Origin of the sequence: Chryseobacterium vaccae, from assembly GCF_009602705.1 — a bacterium.
GTDB classification, from domain to species: domain Bacteria; phylum Bacteroidota; class Bacteroidia; order Flavobacteriales; family Weeksellaceae; genus Chryseobacterium; species Chryseobacterium vaccae.
Window position 1 is genome coordinate 2,841,434 of record NZ_VSWH01000001.1, and the last position, 18,777, is coordinate 2,860,210.

Annotated in this window: 16 protein-coding genes; 14 read left to right on the top strand and 2 right to left on the bottom strand. The window is 37.4% G+C overall.

Going from position 1 to position 18,777, the window contains the following annotated elements:
- Positions 1-290 precede the first annotated feature (290 nt).
- From rocD to FW768_RS12950, 3 genes are all read left to right on the top strand, one after another.
- Positions 291-1,538: an ornithine--oxo-acid transaminase gene (gene rocD, locus FW768_RS12940; RefSeq protein ID WP_153396038.1), complete on the top strand. Its 1,248-nt coding sequence runs from the start codon at positions 291-293 to the stop codon at positions 1,536-1,538.
- Positions 1,538-2,293, top strand: a complete 756-nt coding sequence (locus FW768_RS12945) for a glycosyltransferase family 2 protein (protein ID WP_153396040.1) — start codon at positions 1,538-1,540, stop codon at positions 2,291-2,293. The genes rocD and FW768_RS12945 overlap by 1 nt, the downstream gene beginning before the upstream one ends.
- Positions 2,294-2,530: 237 nt before the next feature.
- A complete protein-coding gene (locus tag FW768_RS12950) occupies positions 2,531-3,274 on the top strand; it encodes a polysaccharide deacetylase family protein (RefSeq protein WP_153396041.1) in 744 nt (247 codons plus the stop codon).
- On the opposite strand, the gene FW768_RS12955 is transcribed toward FW768_RS12950, so the two are convergent.
- Complete coding sequence (locus FW768_RS12955; RefSeq protein ID WP_153396043.1) at positions 3,271-4,350, bottom strand: glycosyltransferase family 4 protein; 1,080 nt, start codon at positions 4,348-4,350, stop codon at positions 3,271-3,273. The two genes, FW768_RS12950 and FW768_RS12955, sit on opposite strands and share 4 nt — an antisense overlap.
- 59 nt (positions 4,351-4,409) lie before the next feature.
- Between FW768_RS12955 and FW768_RS12960 the strand changes: the two genes are divergently transcribed.
- From FW768_RS12960 to FW768_RS12985, 6 genes are all read left to right on the top strand, one after another.
- Positions 4,410-5,387 (top strand): glycosyltransferase family protein, encoded by a 978-nt coding sequence (locus FW768_RS12960; RefSeq protein ID WP_153396045.1) that lies wholly within the window; start codon positions 4,410-4,412, stop codon positions 5,385-5,387.
- Positions 5,384-6,571 carry a glycosyltransferase family 4 protein gene (locus FW768_RS12965; protein ID WP_153396046.1) on the top strand — a complete coding sequence of 396 codons (1,188 nt, stop codon included), beginning with the start codon at positions 5,384-5,386 and terminating at the stop codon, positions 6,569-6,571. Before FW768_RS12960 ends, FW768_RS12965 begins: the two co-directional genes overlap by 4 nt.
- Before the next feature lie 74 nt (positions 6,572-6,645).
- Positions 6,646-7,866 (top strand): glycosyltransferase family 61 protein, encoded by a 1,221-nt coding sequence (locus FW768_RS12970; RefSeq protein WP_153396050.1) that lies wholly within the window; start codon positions 6,646-6,648, stop codon positions 7,864-7,866.
- A 42-nt stretch (positions 7,867-7,908) separates the two neighbouring features.
- Positions 7,909-8,817 carry a glycosyltransferase family 2 protein gene (locus tag FW768_RS12975; protein WP_153396052.1) on the top strand — a complete coding sequence of 303 codons (909 nt, stop codon included), beginning with the start codon at positions 7,909-7,911 and terminating at the stop codon, positions 8,815-8,817.
- A 350-nt stretch (positions 8,818-9,167) separates the two neighbouring features.
- A complete protein-coding gene (gene gltX / locus FW768_RS12980; protein WP_153396054.1) occupies positions 9,168-10,679 on the top strand; it encodes a glutamate--tRNA ligase in 1,512 nt (503 codons plus the stop codon).
- A 48-nt stretch (positions 10,680-10,727) separates the two neighbouring features.
- Positions 10,728-11,684: an acetyl-CoA carboxylase carboxyltransferase subunit alpha gene (locus FW768_RS12985; RefSeq protein WP_153396056.1), complete on the top strand. Its 957-nt coding sequence runs from the start codon at positions 10,728-10,730 to the stop codon at positions 11,682-11,684.
- Positions 11,685-11,752: 68 nt separating this feature from the next.
- Here FW768_RS12985 and FW768_RS12990 read toward each other — a convergent pair whose 3' ends face one another.
- The gene (locus tag FW768_RS12990) at positions 11,753-12,469 is read right to left on the bottom strand and encodes a DUF6759 domain-containing protein (protein ID WP_153396058.1); all 717 of its coding nucleotides are present in this window, start codon (positions 12,467-12,469) and stop codon (positions 11,753-11,755) included.
- 143 nt (positions 12,470-12,612) lie between these two features.
- On the opposite strand from FW768_RS12990, the gene tsf reads away from it, so the two are divergent.
- From tsf to FW768_RS13015, 5 genes are all read left to right on the top strand, one after another.
- Positions 12,613-13,440 (top strand): translation elongation factor Ts, encoded by an 828-nt coding sequence (tsf, locus tag FW768_RS12995; RefSeq protein WP_153396059.1) that lies wholly within the window; start codon positions 12,613-12,615, stop codon positions 13,438-13,440.
- A gap of 278 nt (positions 13,441-13,718) precedes the next feature.
- Positions 13,719-14,213, top strand: a complete 495-nt coding sequence (locus FW768_RS13000; protein WP_153396061.1) for a hypothetical protein — start codon at positions 13,719-13,721, stop codon at positions 14,211-14,213.
- Between the two features lie 23 nt (positions 14,214-14,236).
- On the top strand, positions 14,237-14,665 hold the full coding sequence (locus FW768_RS13005) for a hypothetical protein (RefSeq protein ID WP_153396063.1): 429 nt from the start codon (positions 14,237-14,239) through the stop codon (positions 14,663-14,665).
- A gap of 62 nt (positions 14,666-14,727) precedes the next feature.
- Positions 14,728-15,177, top strand: coding sequence for a hypothetical protein (locus tag FW768_RS13010; protein WP_153396065.1), 450 nt, complete (start codon positions 14,728-14,730; stop codon positions 15,175-15,177).
- Between the two features lie 249 nt (positions 15,178-15,426).
- Entirely contained in the window at positions 15,427-18,762 is a 3,336-nt protein-coding gene (locus tag FW768_RS13015; protein ID WP_153396067.1) for a T9SS type B sorting domain-containing protein, read from the top strand.
- The last annotated feature ends 15 nt before the right edge of the window (positions 18,763-18,777 follow it).

Here is an 18,777-nt window from a genome sequence, read left to right on the forward strand (position 1 = left end):
AAAACTAACAAAGACAGAATGGCTATGGTCATTCTGTTTTTTTATCTTCATAGTTCAATAATCGCTAATAAAGAAACCAGAACTGTAATTCAACATTATAAAAAATATCTGTGGCTAAAAATGCTTGTCTGGAAAGATATAATACCTGCATGGCATGACCAGACCAAGAAATATTTTCTGATACAGCTTCATTCAGCCTTAAAATACACTTTAATTCCATGCCTCTGCGCTATTCCATTTTAGTTGATGCATCTCATTAATAATGCTTAAATTTGTCAAAAACCAAAAATATGTCAACAGCAGAAACAACAAAAAACTCACAGTATTTTATTGACCTTGAAGACAGGCATGGAGCACACAACTACCACCCTCTTCCTGTAGTTCTTGACCGCGGAGAAGGCGTTTTTGTATGGGATGTGGAAGGTAAAAAATATTATGATTTTCTTTCAGCATATTCTGCTGTGAACCAAGGGCACTCCCATCCAAAGATCGTAGGCGCATTGGTAGATCAGGCACAGAAACTGGCTTTAACATCAAGAGCTTTTTACAACTCCAAACTGGGAGAATATGAGCAGAAGATCACTAGCCTATTTGGGTTTGACAAGGTTCTTCCGATGAACTCAGGAGCTGAGGCAGTAGAAACCGCTGTAAAATTAGCAAGAAAATGGAGCTATGAAGTAAAAGGAATCTCTGAAAATGCAGCAAAGATCATCGTTTGTGAAAATAATTTCCACGGAAGAACGACAACTATTGTTTCTTTCTCCAACGATCCCGATGCCAACCAGAACTATGGACCTTTCACACCAGGGTTTATTAAAATTCCTTATAATGATATTGCTGCTTTAGAAGAAGTTTTAAGCAGAGAAGCCGAAAATATTGCTGCTTTCTTAGTAGAACCCATTCAGGGGGAAGCAGGAGTTTATGTACCAGATGAAAACTTCCTGAAAAATGCGTCTGAATTATGTAAAAAATACAACGTTCTTTTCATAGCAGACGAAGTTCAAACCGGAATCGCAAGAACCGGAAAGCTGATCGCCTGCCATCATGAAAATGTACAGCCGGATATTCTGATCTTAGGAAAAGCACTTTCCGGAGGAATGTATCCTGTATCTGCCGTTCTAGCAAACGATTTTATTATGAATGTGATTAAGCCAGGACAGCACGGATCTACTTTCGGAGGAAATCCTATTGCCTGTGCGGTTGCCGTAGCGGCATTAGACGTTGTAGCTGATGAAAAACTATCCGAAAGAGCGGAACATTTGGGACAGGTTTTCAGAGCTGAAATTGAAAAAATCATCGAGAAAAATGATCTTATTACCAAAGTAAGAGGAAAAGGACTTCTGAACGCCATCCTGATCAACGATACCCCTGAAAGTTCCACAGCATGGAACCTTTGTCTTCAGCTAAAAGAAAATGGTCTTCTGGCTAAACCTACCCACGGAAATATCATCAGATTGGCACCGCCATTGGTGATTACAGAAGAACAGCTTTTAGATTGCGTAAAAATCATTGAAAAAACGATCACAGAATTTCGTTAATGAAACTATCAGTCTGTTATATTATTTTTAACGGAGAAAGAATCATTGAGAAAAGTATCAGAAGCGTTTATGAAATTGCTGATGAAATTATTGTCGTTGATTCTTTTTCCATGGACAAAACTGAGGAAATCTGTACTGGGTTTCCGAAGGTAAAATTTATCAAAAAAAAGTTTGAAGGATTCGGCGACCAGAAAAATTATACCCTGGCACAGACTTCAGGCGAATGGATCCTTTTTCTGGACTCTGACGAAGTTCCGGATGCTACGGCTGTACAGGCTATCAAAGATATTCTGAACAGCAGTTCTCCCGCCTATAAAGTATATACCATTCATTTCAACAATATCCTGCTGAAAAAAACAATCAGATACGGAGGTTGGGGAACTGTATGGAGAGAGCGGTTCTTCAAGAAAGGCCATGGAAAATATTCTGATGACCTGGTTCATGAAAGCTTCATTACTCAGGATAAAATAGGAAAACTTCCTGGAAATATAGATCATTATACCTATAAAAGTATTGCCCACCATATTGAAAAGATTAATAACTATACGCAGCTGATGGCGGAAAAAAAGGTAGCTAACGGTAAAAAAGTTTCCTTATTCAAAATCATATTCTCCCCTTTCTTTGATTTTATGAAAACCTATTTTTTCAAACTGGGCTTTATGGATGGAGTGGCAGGATTTTATATTTCCGTCACCGGAGCTTTTTATACCTTCCTTAAATATATTAAGATCAATGAAATTCTTAGAGTTAAATAAAGATCTTCATATCAAATATCAGACAGCCGTAATTTTTACTACGGCTGTCTGATATTTATACCTTTAACTCCTTATTTTAATATATTTTTAAGCTAGTGCTTTCAATTTTTAATTAAATTTGAGGAGTATAATAACAGATTGTTATTTGCGTCAAATAAAAAGCACAATATGGATCTCCGGAACTTTTATATGTTTTGAATTCCATAAAAAATAACGGGATCTTAAATTCAGATAACCATGTTCAGATTCTTTAAAAGAATACTTGGATTTTCAAAAGCAGAAAGTGTCCGTATTCTCATGTATCATAAAGTTCAGCCTGAGAAAAACATCTCCGGAAAAGATACATTAGCTGTTTCTGTGGAAAATCTGGAAGAACAGCTTCAATACGTTAAAAACAATTACAATACCTTATTTTTCACCGAACTGGAAGCCAACAAAGCTACAGAACGTAAACTGATCCTGACTTTTGACGACGGCTACCTTGATAACCTGCAATACCTGGCTCCTTTGCTTGAAAAATATCAGCTGAAGGCTACTATTTTTATTCCTACGGAGCTTATTCAGAATGATGAAACAAGTGAGCAGCGCAGCCTGATGACCTTTGAGGAAATCAGGTCTTTAAACCGTAATTTTATAGAAATCGCCCTTCATAGCCATTCTCACAGAAATTATTCACAAATAACGCTTCAGGAAGCTTCAGATGATCTTCAGAAAAACATCAGCACTCTTGAGGAGAAAAAAATACCATTTACTAAGGTTCTGGCTTACCCTTACGGCCAGTTTCCTAAAAAAGGAGAAGCTAAGAAAGCATTTTTTACCATGCTGGAAAATACAGGCATTACCTCAGCTGTACGTATTGGAAATAATATAACTTATTTTCCGTGGAAAAACAAATTTGAGATCAAAAGGATTGATATAAAAGGGAGCGACAGTTTTGATCTTTTTAAATGGAAACTGAGACTTGGAAAAGTTAAACTTTAGTTCAGCAGCTCACCATATAGTTTTTCATATGCATCTGCCATCTCTCTATATCCAAATTTCAAAGCTCTTTCTTTCAGCTGTAAAGCATATTCGCTGGCTTTCGCTCCATAGGTCTGCATTCCTGACGCGTATACCTGCTGCATATTTTCTGCTGAGAAATCATCAAAATAAAATGCAAGATCCCCTCCTATTTCCGGAAGGCTCGTCAGTCTGCTCAGAAAAACAGGCTTCCCAAAATACATGGCTTCTACAGGCGGGATTCCAAAACCTTCTGCCAGTGAAGGATGGCAATATGACTCACAATGCTGAAGAAGAAAATATTTCTCATCATTATTTATATTTTCCAGAATATGCACTCTGCTTTCCAAACCTAAAGCTTTCGTTTTCTCCAGAAACTTCTCTTTATAGGCTGATTTTGCAGAAGAAGTTACCAATACAAGGTCTCGGTCGTTTTTTGTCAGAAGATCCAGCAGTACTTCCTGGTTTTTCTTGGGGAAAAGCACTCCGATATTCAAAATATATTTTTTTCCGATGAAACTATATTTATTGTTAGAATTAAAATCTGTAATTTCGGGAAAGATCAGTCCGTTATATATGACCTCAACCCTTACATCCTTATTCAGTATGAAAAGATGTTTGTTTTTAAGGAAGTCTTTCTTTACAAAATCCGAGATGCAGACAATGGCATTTGCATTTCCTATATTCTTCTGGACAAGTCTGGTACTCTTTTTGACTTTCTTTTCGGAACTGTTGTCGTGCAGAAAATTAAGATCATGAAGAGTAACCACTTTTTTTTGCCCACTTTTGATATGATGAAAGTAATCAGAAAGCTGGTGGGCGGTATGGATCAGCGAAAAAGATCCGGTACTGACAGGAATTTTTTTCTGCCAGAACTTCCAATCGAGAATAATGAACTTACTCTTCGTTATTGGCATGTTCTTTCTGGGACCATAAAAAGAATACTCAAAATCAGAAACTTTCTCATCCAATCCCCTGATCAGGGAGATGCATACATTGGCAATTCCCGACTTCGGGTACTTCAGTCTTTCGGCGTCGATAAGAATTTTCTTTCTCATTATAATCGGGCTTTTCGCCAAAAATATAAATTTAAATATGAATTTTTTATTTTTGCACTATGAAAATTTGTTTAATTAGTTTCGACTTCTGGCACTATGATGAGCATATCGTGGATAAACTGAATGAGAGAGGCATTCAGGCTTGCCATATCAACATAGGATCCTTCACTCATAAGAATACGGGAGAGCGTCTGAAGAACACTTTCAGCAAAATTTTCTTAGGCAAAAACCCGAAATATCATAAAAGACAAAATTTCATCCTCGAATCACTTGAAAAAATTGGAAAACAAGATCAGATTCTTGTGATTAATCCCGAAGCTATTGATGAAGAGATTCATCAGAAGATCAGAGAATATGCTGACCGCAACATTGCTTACCTTTACGACAGCATGGCCAGAAACCCGGCCACCCATCTTCTGCACTATTTTGATACGGTTTTTTCTTTTGATGATGAAGACGTAAAAAATTTCGGATTCGAAAAGATTACTAATTATAATTATCTTGAATATCTTCCGGCAGAAAAACAGCATCCTAATTTAGACTTATTCTATATTTCTTCTTATGACCAAAAAAGATTATCTGCCTTAAATGTACTCATTAACAGACTTTGTTCTCTGAAAGTAAAATTTGAAGTATACATGGTGGGTAAAAAAGGGTGGAAAAATAAACTGAACCAGATCTTCGATAAAAAGAATATAGAAATTCTGAAGTTTGGAAGAAGAAAGATTCCCCATCACGCACTGCCTTCTTACTATAAGAATACAAAAGTGGTTCTGGATCTGATGCGGGCTGATCAGACCGGGCTTAGTTTCAGGATCTTTGAAGCAATGGCCCTGGAAAAAAAGATCATTACAGATAATCCTACTATTTCCAGTTACGATTTTTACAATCCTAATAATATTCTGCTGCTGAATAAAAACTTCAGCAATGTAAGACAGGATTTTTTTGAAACGCCATACGAAAAACTGCCTGAAGCAGTTTATTATAAGTATACCCTGGATCATTGGGTGAATACTGTTTTTAAACTGAATTCATGAAAGAAATCAAACATGTACTTATTGTAACCAAAGAGTACAAATGTTCCCGGACGCCAAAAGTAGGCGGAACCGGTACTTTTTACAGAAACTTATCCGAAGAACTGGTAAAACGAGGTATTTCGGTACATGTTTTTCTGATCTCAAAGTACGCTTTCGATATTCAGGAAGATGGCGCGACTATTCATTCTATTAAAGATATCTTCAAATCTAGCCCCGTTCTTGAATTGCTAAGATCCGCTACCGGAAAACTGAAAGTTCTGGAGCCATTACATTTTAAGATCTATCTTTCGGAGAAAAAAGCGATATCAGATAAAATCAACAGTTGGATCAGGAAAAACAACCTTCATTTTGATGTTGCAGAGACCCATGATTTTGACGGACTGGCACTTTCTATTCCTCAAAATATCCCTTATGCTGTACGATGCCATGGCTCATGGTCTGTACTGGAAAAATATTTCGGCTATAAAAAAGCGCATAAAGGACGTATTTTCTGTGAGAAAGAAGCTTTTAAAAAATCCGAACATATCATTACGATATCCCGGTACAACGAAACGATCAATACCAACCTTTTCAATATTAAAAATCCGAGACTGATCTACAACGGAGTGGATGAAAAATTCTATAGCCCTGATGAAACCATTCAGATCATACCTAAATCTGTTTTTTTCCTGGGAAATGTTACTTTTGAAAAAGGAGCAGAAACCATGATCCGTGAATTTATCAAACTTAAAAAAGCGCATCCAGAAACTTCCCTGCATTTTATAGGAAGACCCAACCATTATCCGGATTACGTTAAAGATCATGTACAGGAACCGGAGATCAGAAATGCCATTCATTTTCTGGGCAACAGAAACGGAAAAGAAATTGTAGAGCTTATCAGCAAAGCTGAAGTAGTATGTTTCCCATCTAAAGGTGAAAATTTTAGCTTATCTTTGCTGGAAGTAATGGCCCTGCAAAAAGCTGTGGTATGCTCCCCTATAGATTCTTTTAAAGAGGTCATACAGGATTCAGTGAACGGTCTCATTGCTGATGAAGAAAACTTTCACAAAAAAATAAGTCTTATTTTTGAAGACAATGATCTGAGAAACCGTCTCTCATTGAATGCCAGAAAAACTGTAGAATCAGCTTTTGGTATTGACAGAATGGTTGATCAAACGATCAGCTTTTATCAGGAAATTCTGTAGAAATGTACACTTTCTTTCTATCATAAGATCTGAAATAACAGCCAATAATCTTAGATCATCCCAAGTTATAGAATATGAATGCAAAGGAACAAATTGAGAATCTAGAGGTTGAACTTAAAGCCCTCAGGAGAAAATATTATATCAAATCATTTTTCAGGAAAGCCAAAAGGCTTGTCACTGATTTTTTACCACTGGATTCTATTCCTGCTGAATATTGTACAGAAAGAATCAAAATAAAAGAAAAACATGAGGGAGATCTTTATCTTCCCAAAACATTCGGGTCACAGCAGGTTTCTGTAAAAACACCTAAAAATGAAGTGGAAATCTTTGCACTGCAGAATGTGTTATGTATTCCTGATTCCACATACTTTTTAGACATCAAAAAACAGAAGATCTTTTATGAAAGATGGCATGATGATGACCGGATCATTTATGTGTATAATACTGTGAATCTGATGCAGCATTCTATGACACTGGCTAAGGTTAAGAATCACAAAAACATCTATTATAATGAGGAAGCCATTTTTCTTGGGGGAACGTTTACATTCAACTATTATCATTTCCTGATCGATATTCTTTCAAAAATTGAATTTTTCAACCATATTCCGGATGCTAAAAGTAAGCTGATTGTTGTAGATTCAGATGTGGAAAAAGTTGAAAACCTGAAAGAGCTTTTACAGTTCTTCCTGAAGGATTATAAGATTGTATTCCTCAACCACGATAAAAACTATTATCAATTTAAAAAACTGTGGCACATCACCAGCATTAATTATGCAGTTCCGAATATTATGCCGGGGGAAAAATATGATGCACGGTTTGCTAAAATATCAAAAGAATCTCTTCAATACCTAAGAAAAACCTGCTTTGACGGCCTGGATATGAGTAAAGTACAGGTACAGCCTGTGAAAAGGATATTTATTGCCCGAAAATCTAAGTTCAGAAAATATAATGAAGAAGAAGTTCTGGAAGTTTCAAAAAAACATGGCTTTGAGGCAGTATTCTTTGAAGACCTGAACATTCATGAACAGATCTACATGGTAAATAATGCAGAATATATCATAGGCCCAAGTGGTGCGGCATGGACGAATCTGATCTTTGCCAATCCGGGAGCTAAAGGACTTTCCTGGTACAGTGCCGTATGGGGAGATTTTCCTATTTTTTCTACTCTGGCTGCAGAAATGAACTTTGATCTGAATTTTTATATCTATCCTCAGGACGAAGAAGGTTTCCACGAAGATTACAGACTGGATCCGGATATTTTTTCTCAAAAGCTGGAAGAAGTATTAAGCCTTTAATATCATTTCATTCCCTATCTGTCATATTCGTACCTTTGCCTCATGAATAATCCGCCTCTTGTAAGTCTTGTTATCATCACAATGAACCATGAAAAGTTTATTGAGCAGGCTTGTATGTCTGCTATTTCACAGACTTATCCCAACTATGAGATCATTCTTTTGGATAATGCCTCCACAGACAAAACATTTGAAAATGCAGAACGGGTACTTTCGCAGTTTACTCAACATTATAAGCTGATCAGGAATACTGAGAGTTTTGGGGTTGCTAAAAATATCAATACAGCAGTTGCACAGGCTTCAGGAAAATATGTTTCCCTTCTTTCCGGAGACGACTGGTATACGGAGGACAGCCTGGCAGAAAAGGTGGCTTTCATCGAAAAAAATACTGTTGACTTTATCCTTTCAGATGGGTATAGATATTACCAGGATGAGGATAAAATAACAGAAGTCTATACTCATAAAGAAAAGAAAAGAGTAATGGACAGCATGGAGAATTTTTTTCACGAAAATGTTGCTGAAAACAGAACTGCCAATGTAGGAACTTTTGTAAAAAGAGAACTTCTGGTACAATATCCGTTTGATGAAAACATCAATACCGAAGATTGGGACATGAATCTGAGACTTACTTCCAAAGGTTATAAGATAGGGTTTATCGATAAAAAATTATTTTATTACAGAATTCTTTCAACCAGTTTATCGAGAAACTGGAAACTGATGGAAGATTCGTATAAAAAAGTGACAGGAAAATACCTGAATTATATCAAAGCCGATAAAGACCTTGATCAGAAATACAGACTCCAGCTGCTTCATTTCAAATATGAGGTTTTACTTTCTGATACGCAATCAGAATCCGAAAAGAAGAAATTGCAGATGGAATGGAAAAAAGAAAAATACAGGATCAAATACAAAAATCCGGTTCTGTTCTTTAAACTGCTTATGTTAAAAAAATAAATAACGTGAGTTCGGGTTAAGGAATTTAAATTTAAAAGACCGGAAGATGGAAGAAGCAGGCTGGAAGTTAATTTTAGTTATAGGTATTGAAAGCCTCCGGAAAGTTAAATAAAAACAGATCAATATTTGCTCTTGATGACTTTCATAACCTCCCTCTTCCATCATCCGACTTCAAACCTGCATCTATCAGATGTTATTATCCCGAACTCTGAGGTTAAATACAACGGATAGAGTTATTTTTAACTTCATCTTTTTTATGTTCACAAGCCGTAAAAAGCCTGAAACCAATTTATAAATCATCTTTAAAAACGCATAATTTTAAGTAAATTTGCACCAAAATTTTAATTGAAATGGAGAAAGTAAGAGTACGTTTTGCTCCAAGTCCAACAGGACCTTTGCATTTAGGAGGCGTAAGAACCGCATTATATGATTATCTTTTTGCCAAAAATCAGGGCGGAGAATTTGTATTGAGAATTGAAGATACAGATACGGCAAGATATGTAGAAGGAGCTGAAGAATATATTGAAGAAGCTTTGGAATGGTGTGGAATTATCCCGGATGAAAGTCCTAAAAAAGGAGGAAAATTTGCCCCTTACAGACAATCTGAAAGAAGAGACATCTATGACCGGTATACCGAGCAGATCTTAAAAACAGACTATGCTTACCTGGCGTTCGATACCCCTGAAGAACTGGATGCCATCCGTGCGGAATACGAGGCAAAAGGTGATGTTTTCTCCTATGACAATAAAACCAGAAACAGACTGAGAAACAGTCTTGCTCTTTCTGAGGAAGAACTTCAAAAGTTATTGGCTGATAAAACACCGTATGTGGTACGATTTAAAATGCCGGTAGACCGTATTCTGAACCTTGAGGATATCATCAGAGGAAAATTCTCTGTGAATACCAATACCCTTGACGATAAAGTTCTGGTAAAAAATGACGGAATGCCGACCTACCATTTTGCCAACATCATTGATGACCATGAAATGGAAATCTCCCACGTGATTCGTGGGGAAGAATGGCTTCCTTCTCTGGGGCTGCATACTTTATTATACGAGGCAATGGGCTGGGAAGCGCCTCAGTTTGCTCACCTTTCTTTAATTCTAAAGCCGGAAGGAAAAGGGAAATTAAGTAAAAGAGACGGTGATAAATTCGGGTTCCCGGTGTTTCCACTAGATTTCAAAGATCCTGTAACAGGTATTGTGTCTAAAGGGTACAGAGAGAACGGTTATCTTCCTGATGCCTTCATCAATATGGTTGCCCTTCTTGGGTGGTCTCCTGCTGACGACAAAGAAATCTTATCTCTGGATGAAATGTGCAAAGAATTTGACCTTCATAAAGTACATAAGGCAGGTGCACGATTCAGCAAAGAAAAATCGGAATGGTTCAACCACCAGTACATGCAGATGAAATCTAATGAAGAGCTTCTTCAGATCTTAAAAAATACGGACCTTGATCTGTCTGGTGCTTCAGATGAGAAGCTACTAAAAGTGATTGGCCTGATGAAAGAGAGAGCCACTTTCCCTAAAGATATTTATGAAAGCGGAAAATTTTTCTTCGAAGCTCCGGTATCTTATGATGAAAAGGCATCCAAAAAAGCATGGAACGAGGAAACATCTGCTATTTTAGGTGATCTTGCTGAAACACTAAACGGAACGGAAACCTTCAACGCAGAAGCTTTAAAACAGGTTGTTCACGATTTTGCAGACAGCAAAGGCTTGGGAATGGGGAAAGTTATGATGCCTTTACGCCTCTCTTTAGTGGGAGAACTGAAAGGACCAGATGTTCCGGACATTCTGGAAACCCTTGGAAAAGAGGAAAGTATCTCCAGAATAAACAATGCTATCAATAATTTTAAATAGGTTCCCATAATTTTTCATAAATTTGAAAGATTTAATTTACTTCAAGAAATGGAATATTTAAGTTTCGAACTTCCTATCAAAGAACTAATGGATCAACTTCAGACTTGTTCTTTAGTAGGAGAAGAAAGTGGTGTTGATGTAAAATTAGCATGCAGCCAGATTGAGGATAAGATTTTAGAAAAGAAAAAAGAAATCTACAGCAACCTCACTCCATGGCAGAGAGTACAAATGTCCCGTCACCCGGATCGTCCATACGCATTGGACTATATCAAGGGAATGACAGACAAAGGCAGCTTCTTAGAACTTCACGGAGACAGAAATTTCGCTGATGACCCTGCAATGGTTGGCGGTTTAGCTACTCTTGACGGTCAGAAAGTAATGATCATAGGAACCCAGAAAGGAAGAACGACCAAAGAAAGACAGCACAGAAGATTCGGGATGCCGAATCCGGAAGGATACAGAAAAGCTTTACGTTTGATGAAGCTTGCTGAGAAATTCAATATCCCTGTCATTACTTTAGTGGATACCCCAGGGGCTTACCCAGGATTAGAAGCTGAAGAAAGAGGCCAGGGAGAAGCTATTGCCAGAAACATTTTTGAAATGGTACAGCTTAAAACTCCGATCTTCACTTATATTATTGGAGAAGGAGCCAGTGGCGGTGCATTAGGAATTGGCGTAGGAAATAAAGTATATATGTTGGAAAATACGTGGTATACAGTAATTGCTCCGGAAAGCTGCTCGTCTATTTTATGGAGAAACTGGGACCACAAGGAAGATGCAGCCAATGCACTGAACCTTACTCCTGCAGATGCTTTAAGAGAAAAGTTTATTGACGGAATCATTGAGGAACCGCTTGGAGGTGCTCATTATGACCCTGAAACCACTTATTTAAACCTGAAAAATTCTATTTTACAGAATATCAAAGCTTTTTCCAAATTCACAGGACAGGAGCTTGAAACCCAGAGACAAGAGAAATTCATTGCGATGGGACAGTTTAAAGGATAAAAAAACAAAACGGTTAAGAAAAATTTCTTAACCGTTTTTACTTTAGTTTTCTTCTTATTAATTTATTTCTATTCTGCTATATTCAGTACCAGCTCAATATCCTGAGTAATTTTTTTCGAAGAAGAATATTTCGCATCGCAGATGGACGTACTCAGTACATATTCTCCTTTATCAATCAGGATAAAATTCTGTCCTTTGGCCGGAACATTCATGCTGTACGCTTTTTTCCCATTGATCTTTATGACCAGTGGACAGCTGGATTTATTTCTGATATTTACATAAGCTTCATTTTTTCCCGCATCATTATTAAAAAGATGGGTAAGCATGGCAGCTGTTCTTTTAGCTTCATCACTTGGTTCAGATTTACTTGATCCTGCACTTTTCAATGATCCTGCAGAGGCATAGTTTACGGTTCTTTCAGTTTTTGCAGGTGAAGAAGTATTGGATGCTAATGTTTTTCCGCTTTTTACTTCGGTATTTTTAGCACTATTTTCTGTTTTTTCTCTTCCCACCGCCATAATAGCAGGTTTCGTTTCCGAAGATGAATTATCTGCAAGAATGATCTCCACCAATTTTCTTTTAAAGAAATCGGTTCTGGCATGTCCGGGATTCTGTTTAAGGAAACCTGCAATTATTCTCGGCTCTTTTGACGTTTCAGCTTCCTGTTCCGTATAGATGATCACCGTTTCTTTTTCCACAACCGCTTTAGATTTCGTTTTTTTCTTTTTTTGCGAGAAACCTAAGGTAAAAATGCATAGAAATATGAGTAGAAAGATTTTTTTCATTAATCAAGGCTTTAAAATAGTATTAAATATATCAATAACGTGAAAAGTCATTTTTTAGTTTATCATTAAAATTATTATCTTTGCACTGCTTTAAAATTAAGCTAAAAATTAATACTAATCTTAAATAAAAAATAATAGATATTATGTCTTATACACCAGTTGCTGCAGACGTAGCGAAATTAAGAAACCAAACAGGTGCAGGTATGATGGACTGCAAGAAAGCTCTAGTTGAAGCTGAAGGAGACTTCGAAAAAGCTGTAGATATCCTTAGAAAAAAAGGACAGAAAGTAGCTGCTAACAGAGCTGACAGAGAGTCTTCTGAAGGTGCTGTAATCGCAAGAGTAAACGAAGACAACACTTTAGGTGCTGTTATTTCTTTAAACTGCGAAACTGACTTCGTTGCTAAAAACGAAGCGTTCATCGAGCTTGCTTACGAATTAGCTGAAATGGCTATTTTCGCGGCTACTAAAGAAGAGCTTTTAGCTACAGATTTCCACGGTCTTACTGTTGCTGAGAAATTAATTGAGCAAACAGGTGTTATTGGTGAGAAAATCGAGATCGGAACTTTCGAAAGAATCGAAGGACCATTCTTAGGTGCTTACATCCACGCTGGAAACAAAATTGCTGCAATCACTTCTCTTTCTGCAAAAGTAGACGGAGCTGACGAAGCTGCTAAAGCTGTTTCTATGCAGATTGCTGCCATGAACCCAATCGCTTTGGATGAAAATGCTGTTTCTCAGGAAACTATTGACAAGGAATTAGAAATCGAAAGACATAAACTTGTTGAAGAAGGTAAGCCTGAAAACATTATCGATAACATCCTAAAAGGTAAAATGCAGAGATTCTACAAAGACAATACTTTGGTACACCAGGATTTCATTAAAGATCCAAGTATCTCAGTTGCTGATTATGTAAAATCTGTAAACGGAGACCTTAAAGTAACTGGATTCGTAAGAGTAAGCTTAGCTTAATTCATCTTATTCAGAAAAACATATGCCCCGGAGCTCATTGCTTCGGGGCTTTTTTATATTTAATCGTAGATTAATTGCATAGAATATTAGACTCCTCTGATAGGGCTAAAGCCCATTCTATTGAATATTGATGTCTTTTTAATTATTTATAGCTATAAAAAATTTATGGAGGTTGATCTTTATAACGTCCTCCTTTTTTCTCTTAATTTCAAACCTACCTCTTTCGGGGTATTTTTTTTACCGGTGTGAAGGCGTAGATTTGCTATAAACAGCCAGACATGAAATATCTTATCCATCGATATATCCTAATACTGTCTATTTTAACGGGATCATTCTTCTTTTCCCAGAAAGCTGCCACAGTACAAATCCTGAATCTTTACCTGAAGAAAGATCTAAAATTGCAGTTAAAGTCCAATCGTTTTGAAGATACTTTAAAAATAATTGCTCCCTATCAACTACATAACGGCATTTTATCTATAGAAATAGAAACGAACGGAAGCTTTCATTATATAGAAAAGCAGGAAGTTCTTCTTTCTGAAATCACCGGAGTGGCCAAGGATATTAATGTCGTATTTAAAACCCGGCAGGACGCAGTAAAGACAATACGACATTATACCGGAAAGAATAAGGACATCCCGGGATATGAGAATACGGGAAGTATGTTCTTCACAGGAATAAGACAGACCCTGAAAAATGAATATCTTGGCAAAGCTCTGTTGAAAGCTTTTGCAAATGATGGCTACACCATCAGCATCCTTCACTGGTATGATTAAATAACCAACAAATAAAATAAATCATGAAAATCACCCCCTCTTTTATTGTACTGCTGTTATGTCTTTTATTTACAGCTTGTCAACCTTCAGGAACTCCTGACAATTTTCTCCTGATGGATCAAAACATTCAGCTACCGGAAGGTTTTTCTAATGCTGTGGAAAAGAAATACAGTGTTCAGAAGAATATTGATAATACCGGAGCTGTATGTACGTTTGATGTTACTACCTTAGAAAAAGCGCCTTCTAATTTTGTAGTGAAAAACATTAAGATCACATTAAACAAAGGAGCACAAAATATTAAATTTAAAGCCTTGGTACACGCTCAAAACTTAAATCTTGGTACAAAAAAGGCATATAACACCTATTGTACAGTAGAAATAAAAAATGAAAAATCCGGTAACGTCATCAAAATTTATGTTGTCACAGCCCAAGGAAAAGTCAATGTGCTGTAATCACCGGTAAAAAATAATAGTCCCATCAGGATTAATTCAAAATCCATTATATTCCACAAAAAATGTCTGATAAAACCCGTTTCACCGATCAGAATAAAACAATTTCCGATTTCTATGATGAAGTCTGGGTAGTCTGCCCCGTTTGTGAGCAGAAAGCATTGGCCAAAACTGAGAAGGAACAGAAAAAAGCAAGATTGTACTGTCCCGGTTGTGGTTATAACAAAGAAACCACCATGGAATCTTGCATTTTCGGATACAAAACACTCATTATAAGAGCCGCTCATGTTTACTTTGGAGCAGAGCTCTGGCTTCAGCATTCTTTTAAAGATGATGTATTCTGTGCTTATAACGGCAGCCATCTGGAATACTTGGAAAAGTATATTGCGGCTGATCTCCGGGAACATAAAGACCGTACTCATTTTACACTTCTTGAAAAACTTCCCAAGTTTTATCATGAAGCTAAAAACCGGAAATCACTTTTAGCGATCATAGGAAAACTGAAGAAAAAATAAGGCGATAAATAGGAAGCAAGAATGCACGATTTGCCGTCAACCTAGAAAGTATGCTATTAATCAATTGAAAGAGCCCTGAAAATGGGTTCTTTTTTTATTGTTCATCACCGAAGAAAGATTTATTGGTGTTAACAAAATATGACGTAAATTTTAAATATTCGACAATCCATCAATAAAGATCAATTGTTTAATTTTTTTCTATAAAAAATTGATTATTAATGCTTAAATTTGCGGCCCTTATAGTAACGCATGAAAAAATTTCTACTCGCTTTTTGTACATTTTTCTGTTTATTAGTCAATGCACAATTAGATACAGAGCACTGGTTTGCTCCTATGTCCGCAAGTTCTCTTCAGGGAACTCCAAAATGTTATTTATATCTGTCTACCAATGAAGTTACACCTTTCCAGGTTCAGGTTTATAATAACAACACTGTATTTTCTACCGTACAGGTAAGCAAAGGAAATCCGGTCCAGGTAACGGTTCCTTATCAATACATGATTTCCTCTACCCTGTCTAACCTTTTTACATCCAATTCTATGGGACTGTATGTAAAAGGAAACAAAAAATTCTTTGCCAATTTCAGGTTTACGGTTCCTAATCAGGCTGAAATTATTACATCAAAAGGGCTAGCGGGTATCGGAAAAAACTTTTTCGTAGGAACAGCTCCTGTTACTTCAGCAAAAGAACACGTTAACTCAACGGTGGGAATTACTGCTACAGAAGACAATACTACAGTGACTTTATCAGGATACAACCCTGGTGTTGTTTTCTCTGACGGTGTTTCGGCTGCTTCAAGAACCTTTACTCTTAACAAGGGTAAATCATATATTATTGAAGCTAAAAGTACACTCTCCACAGCCAATTTAAGAGGGCTGATCGGAGCAAAGATCACAGCAACAAAACCGATCTCTGTAACGAACGGGAATTTCAATAGCATCTATACTACTCAGAACAGTACGAATGTTGATGTACTGATGGATCAGGCTGTTCCGGTAGAAAGATTAGGTAAAGATTTTGTACTGGTAAAAGGAAACGGGCCGGCCGCCTCCGGAATGGAAGCCGCATTGGTCATCGGTACGGTAAACGGAACTGTCCTTACCATCAACGGAAACCCTGGTAACACCGTTACCCTGAACGCCGGAGAACACCGAATTATCCCGGGAACCAACTACAGCACCCAGGGAAATAATATGAGCATTTCCTCCAATAACAATGTTTATGTCTATCAGCTTCTTGCAGGAACTTCAGGAAATACTGTTTATGCAACAGGAGGAATGAACTTTATCCCGCCACTAAGCTGTTTTCTTCCTAAAGAGATCAATGAAATAGGGTTTATCAACAGAATTGGTGTTGATTATTTTGATACCAAACTTAATATCATTACGCAGGCAGGTGCAACAGTCGCCTTTAACGGAGCTACTCCTGCAGCTTCTACCGGTCCCTATCCTGTAGCCGGAAATGCGAACTGGGTAACTTATTCTATACCGTATGTTTCAAACACGATAACGGTAACTTCTACAAAACCTGTTACTGCAGGTATCGCAGCAGGAGACGGAGCCGTAGGATATGGAGGTTATTTTGCCGGATTCTCTTCAGTACCAGCGATTACCAAAACCGGAGACTGTTACACCGGGGTTCGTCTTGAAGTAGACAGCAGCTATGATTCTTACCAATGGTATTTTAATGGAAATCCTATTAACGGAGCCACCACATACTTTATTAATCCTGAGCTATACGGAGCAGGAACCTATACCTGTTACATCACAAAGAACAACTGTGAATCCAGAATGACTTATGAGTATGAATATACTTTATGTCCGCCCATCTCAACCACAATATATGATATCGGTTCGTGTAATACGAAAGTGATTACGCCTGTATTTACCAACTCAACTCAGACCATTAATCCTTCCCAAACCAGCATCATCGTACAGCCAACCAATGGAACTGTAGCTATAAATCCGGCTAACGGACAGATTACATACACTCCTAATCCGGGTCTTACAGCTGATGCAACGGATACATTCACCTATTATATCTCAGGAAACGGAAATCCTGCTGATTTTGAATATTTCAAAGTCAACATGAATATTGATGTTCTTCAGACGCAAAATGCTACGATGTCATCCTGTGCGGGAGCTACCGGAAACGGGACTTATAATCTTACAACGGCTGTTGTTACTCCGGATACAGGTACTACAGCAACGTATTTTACCAATGCTAACTTAACAGGTCAGATTACTATTCCTACGACTTATACAGGTCCTGCGGGAACAATCTACGTTAATGTTACATCTTCATTCGGGTGTAGCAAAACAGCACAAATCACTTTAACTCAAAATCTTTCCCCTAATATCAATACAGCCAATTTCAACGCGAATTTCTGTGATGATGATTTTGATGGGATCATTAATGTTAATTTCAATAACGTAACTCCTCAGATTGTAGCTAATTCTGCCAATTTCACTGTAAAATATTACCTTACCCAGGCTGATGCTACCGCAGGAAACAATAATAACCTTCCTTCGAACTGGACATACACTGCCAATACAACGGTATATGTAAGGGTATTTTCCAATGTAAGCGACTGCCCTTCAGCTTTTGGACAGATCAATTTTACGATAGGAGCCAAAATTCCACTGATCACAGCAAACGCAGTGGCTGATATCTGTGATAATGATCTTAGCGGATCGGAAGCAGTTAACCTTAATGACTATAAGAACCTGTTTACTCTGGATCCTAATATTGTTCTGTCATTCCATTCTACACTGGCCAATGCTCAGGCAGGAACGAACGCTATTTCTCCAAATCAGAATATTACGTCTGTACATACTTTCTATGTAAGATTTCAAAGTACTACAGGATGTCCCAATACCGGTACACTGAAGCTTACTTTAAAAACCCCTAAAAAATCTGAAACACTGCACGATCAGGTGGTATGTTCTAATGATAAAGCAATCCTGAATCCAGGTCCCGGATTTACGTCTTATCTATGGAGCACTGGTGCCACTACTCCAACCATTACGGTAGGAGCAGGAAACTATTATGTAGATCTTGGATTCAACGGATGTGTATACCGCCAGTATGTAAAAGTAACAACAGCACAGGCTCCTACCATTACCAGAATAGACCTGGCGGGGTCTACGGCAACAGTATATGTAACCGGAGGTACACCTCCTTATCAGTATTCCCTTGATGGATTCAACTACCAGCCTTCTAATGTTTTCATGAACTTGTCAAGAGGAATTCATAAAGTATATGTGCTGGGAGCAGACGGATGTCTTCCTGTTTCTAAAGAATTTTTAGTGATCAACCTTGTGAATACCATCACTCCGAACGGAGACGGAATTAATGATGTTCTTAACTATTCTGAGCTGAAAATAAAAGATAATGTAAGCATAGAAGTAGCTGACCGCTATGGTGCTTCTGTTTACCGTTCGGCAGACAAAAATTATATTTGGGACGGAAAAGTGAGCGGACGCAGTATTCCTACGGGAACTTACTGGTATGTAATACGATGGACAGAACCTGATACTAAATTATCAGTTTCCTATTCCGGATGGCTTTTAATTAAAAATCGATGATAAAAATTAACTTTT

Excerpts from the sequence above, each read along its gene's own strand:
- rocD (WP_153396038.1), top strand. The coding sequence starts at position 291 with ATGTCAACAGCAGAAACAACAAAAAACTCACAGTATTTTATTGACCTT.
- FW768_RS12945 (WP_153396040.1), top strand. The coding sequence starts at position 1,538 with ATGAAACTATCAGTCTGTTATATTATTTTTAACGGAGAAAGAATCATT.
- FW768_RS12950 (WP_153396041.1), top strand. The coding sequence starts at position 2,531 with ATGTTCAGATTCTTTAAAAGAATACTTGGATTTTCAAAAGCAGAAAGT.
- FW768_RS12955 (WP_153396043.1), bottom strand. The coding sequence starts at position 4,350 with ATGAGAAAGAAAATTCTTATCGACGCCGAAAGACTGAAGTACCCGAAG.
- FW768_RS12960 (WP_153396045.1), top strand. The coding sequence starts at position 4,410 with ATGAAAATTTGTTTAATTAGTTTCGACTTCTGGCACTATGATGAGCAT.
- FW768_RS12965 (WP_153396046.1), top strand. The coding sequence starts at position 5,384 with ATGAAAGAAATCAAACATGTACTTATTGTAACCAAAGAGTACAAATGT.
- FW768_RS12970 (WP_153396050.1), top strand. The coding sequence starts at position 6,646 with ATGAATGCAAAGGAACAAATTGAGAATCTAGAGGTTGAACTTAAAGCC.
- FW768_RS12975 (WP_153396052.1), top strand. The coding sequence starts at position 7,909 with ATGAATAATCCGCCTCTTGTAAGTCTTGTTATCATCACAATGAACCAT.
- gltX (WP_153396054.1), top strand. The coding sequence starts at position 9,168 with ATGGAGAAAGTAAGAGTACGTTTTGCTCCAAGTCCAACAGGACCTTTG.
- FW768_RS12985 (WP_153396056.1), top strand. The coding sequence starts at position 10,728 with ATGGAATATTTAAGTTTCGAACTTCCTATCAAAGAACTAATGGATCAA.
- FW768_RS12990 (WP_153396058.1), bottom strand. The coding sequence starts at position 12,469 with ATGAAAAAAATCTTTCTACTCATATTTCTATGCATTTTTACCTTAGGT.
- tsf (WP_153396059.1), top strand. The coding sequence starts at position 12,613 with ATGTCTTATACACCAGTTGCTGCAGACGTAGCGAAATTAAGAAACCAA.
- FW768_RS13000 (WP_153396061.1), top strand. The coding sequence starts at position 13,719 with ATGAAATATCTTATCCATCGATATATCCTAATACTGTCTATTTTAACG.
- FW768_RS13005 (WP_153396063.1), top strand. The coding sequence starts at position 14,237 with ATGAAAATCACCCCCTCTTTTATTGTACTGCTGTTATGTCTTTTATTT.
- FW768_RS13010 (WP_153396065.1), top strand. The coding sequence starts at position 14,728 with ATGTCTGATAAAACCCGTTTCACCGATCAGAATAAAACAATTTCCGAT.
- FW768_RS13015 (WP_153396067.1), top strand. The coding sequence starts at position 15,427 with ATGAAAAAATTTCTACTCGCTTTTTGTACATTTTTCTGTTTATTAGTC.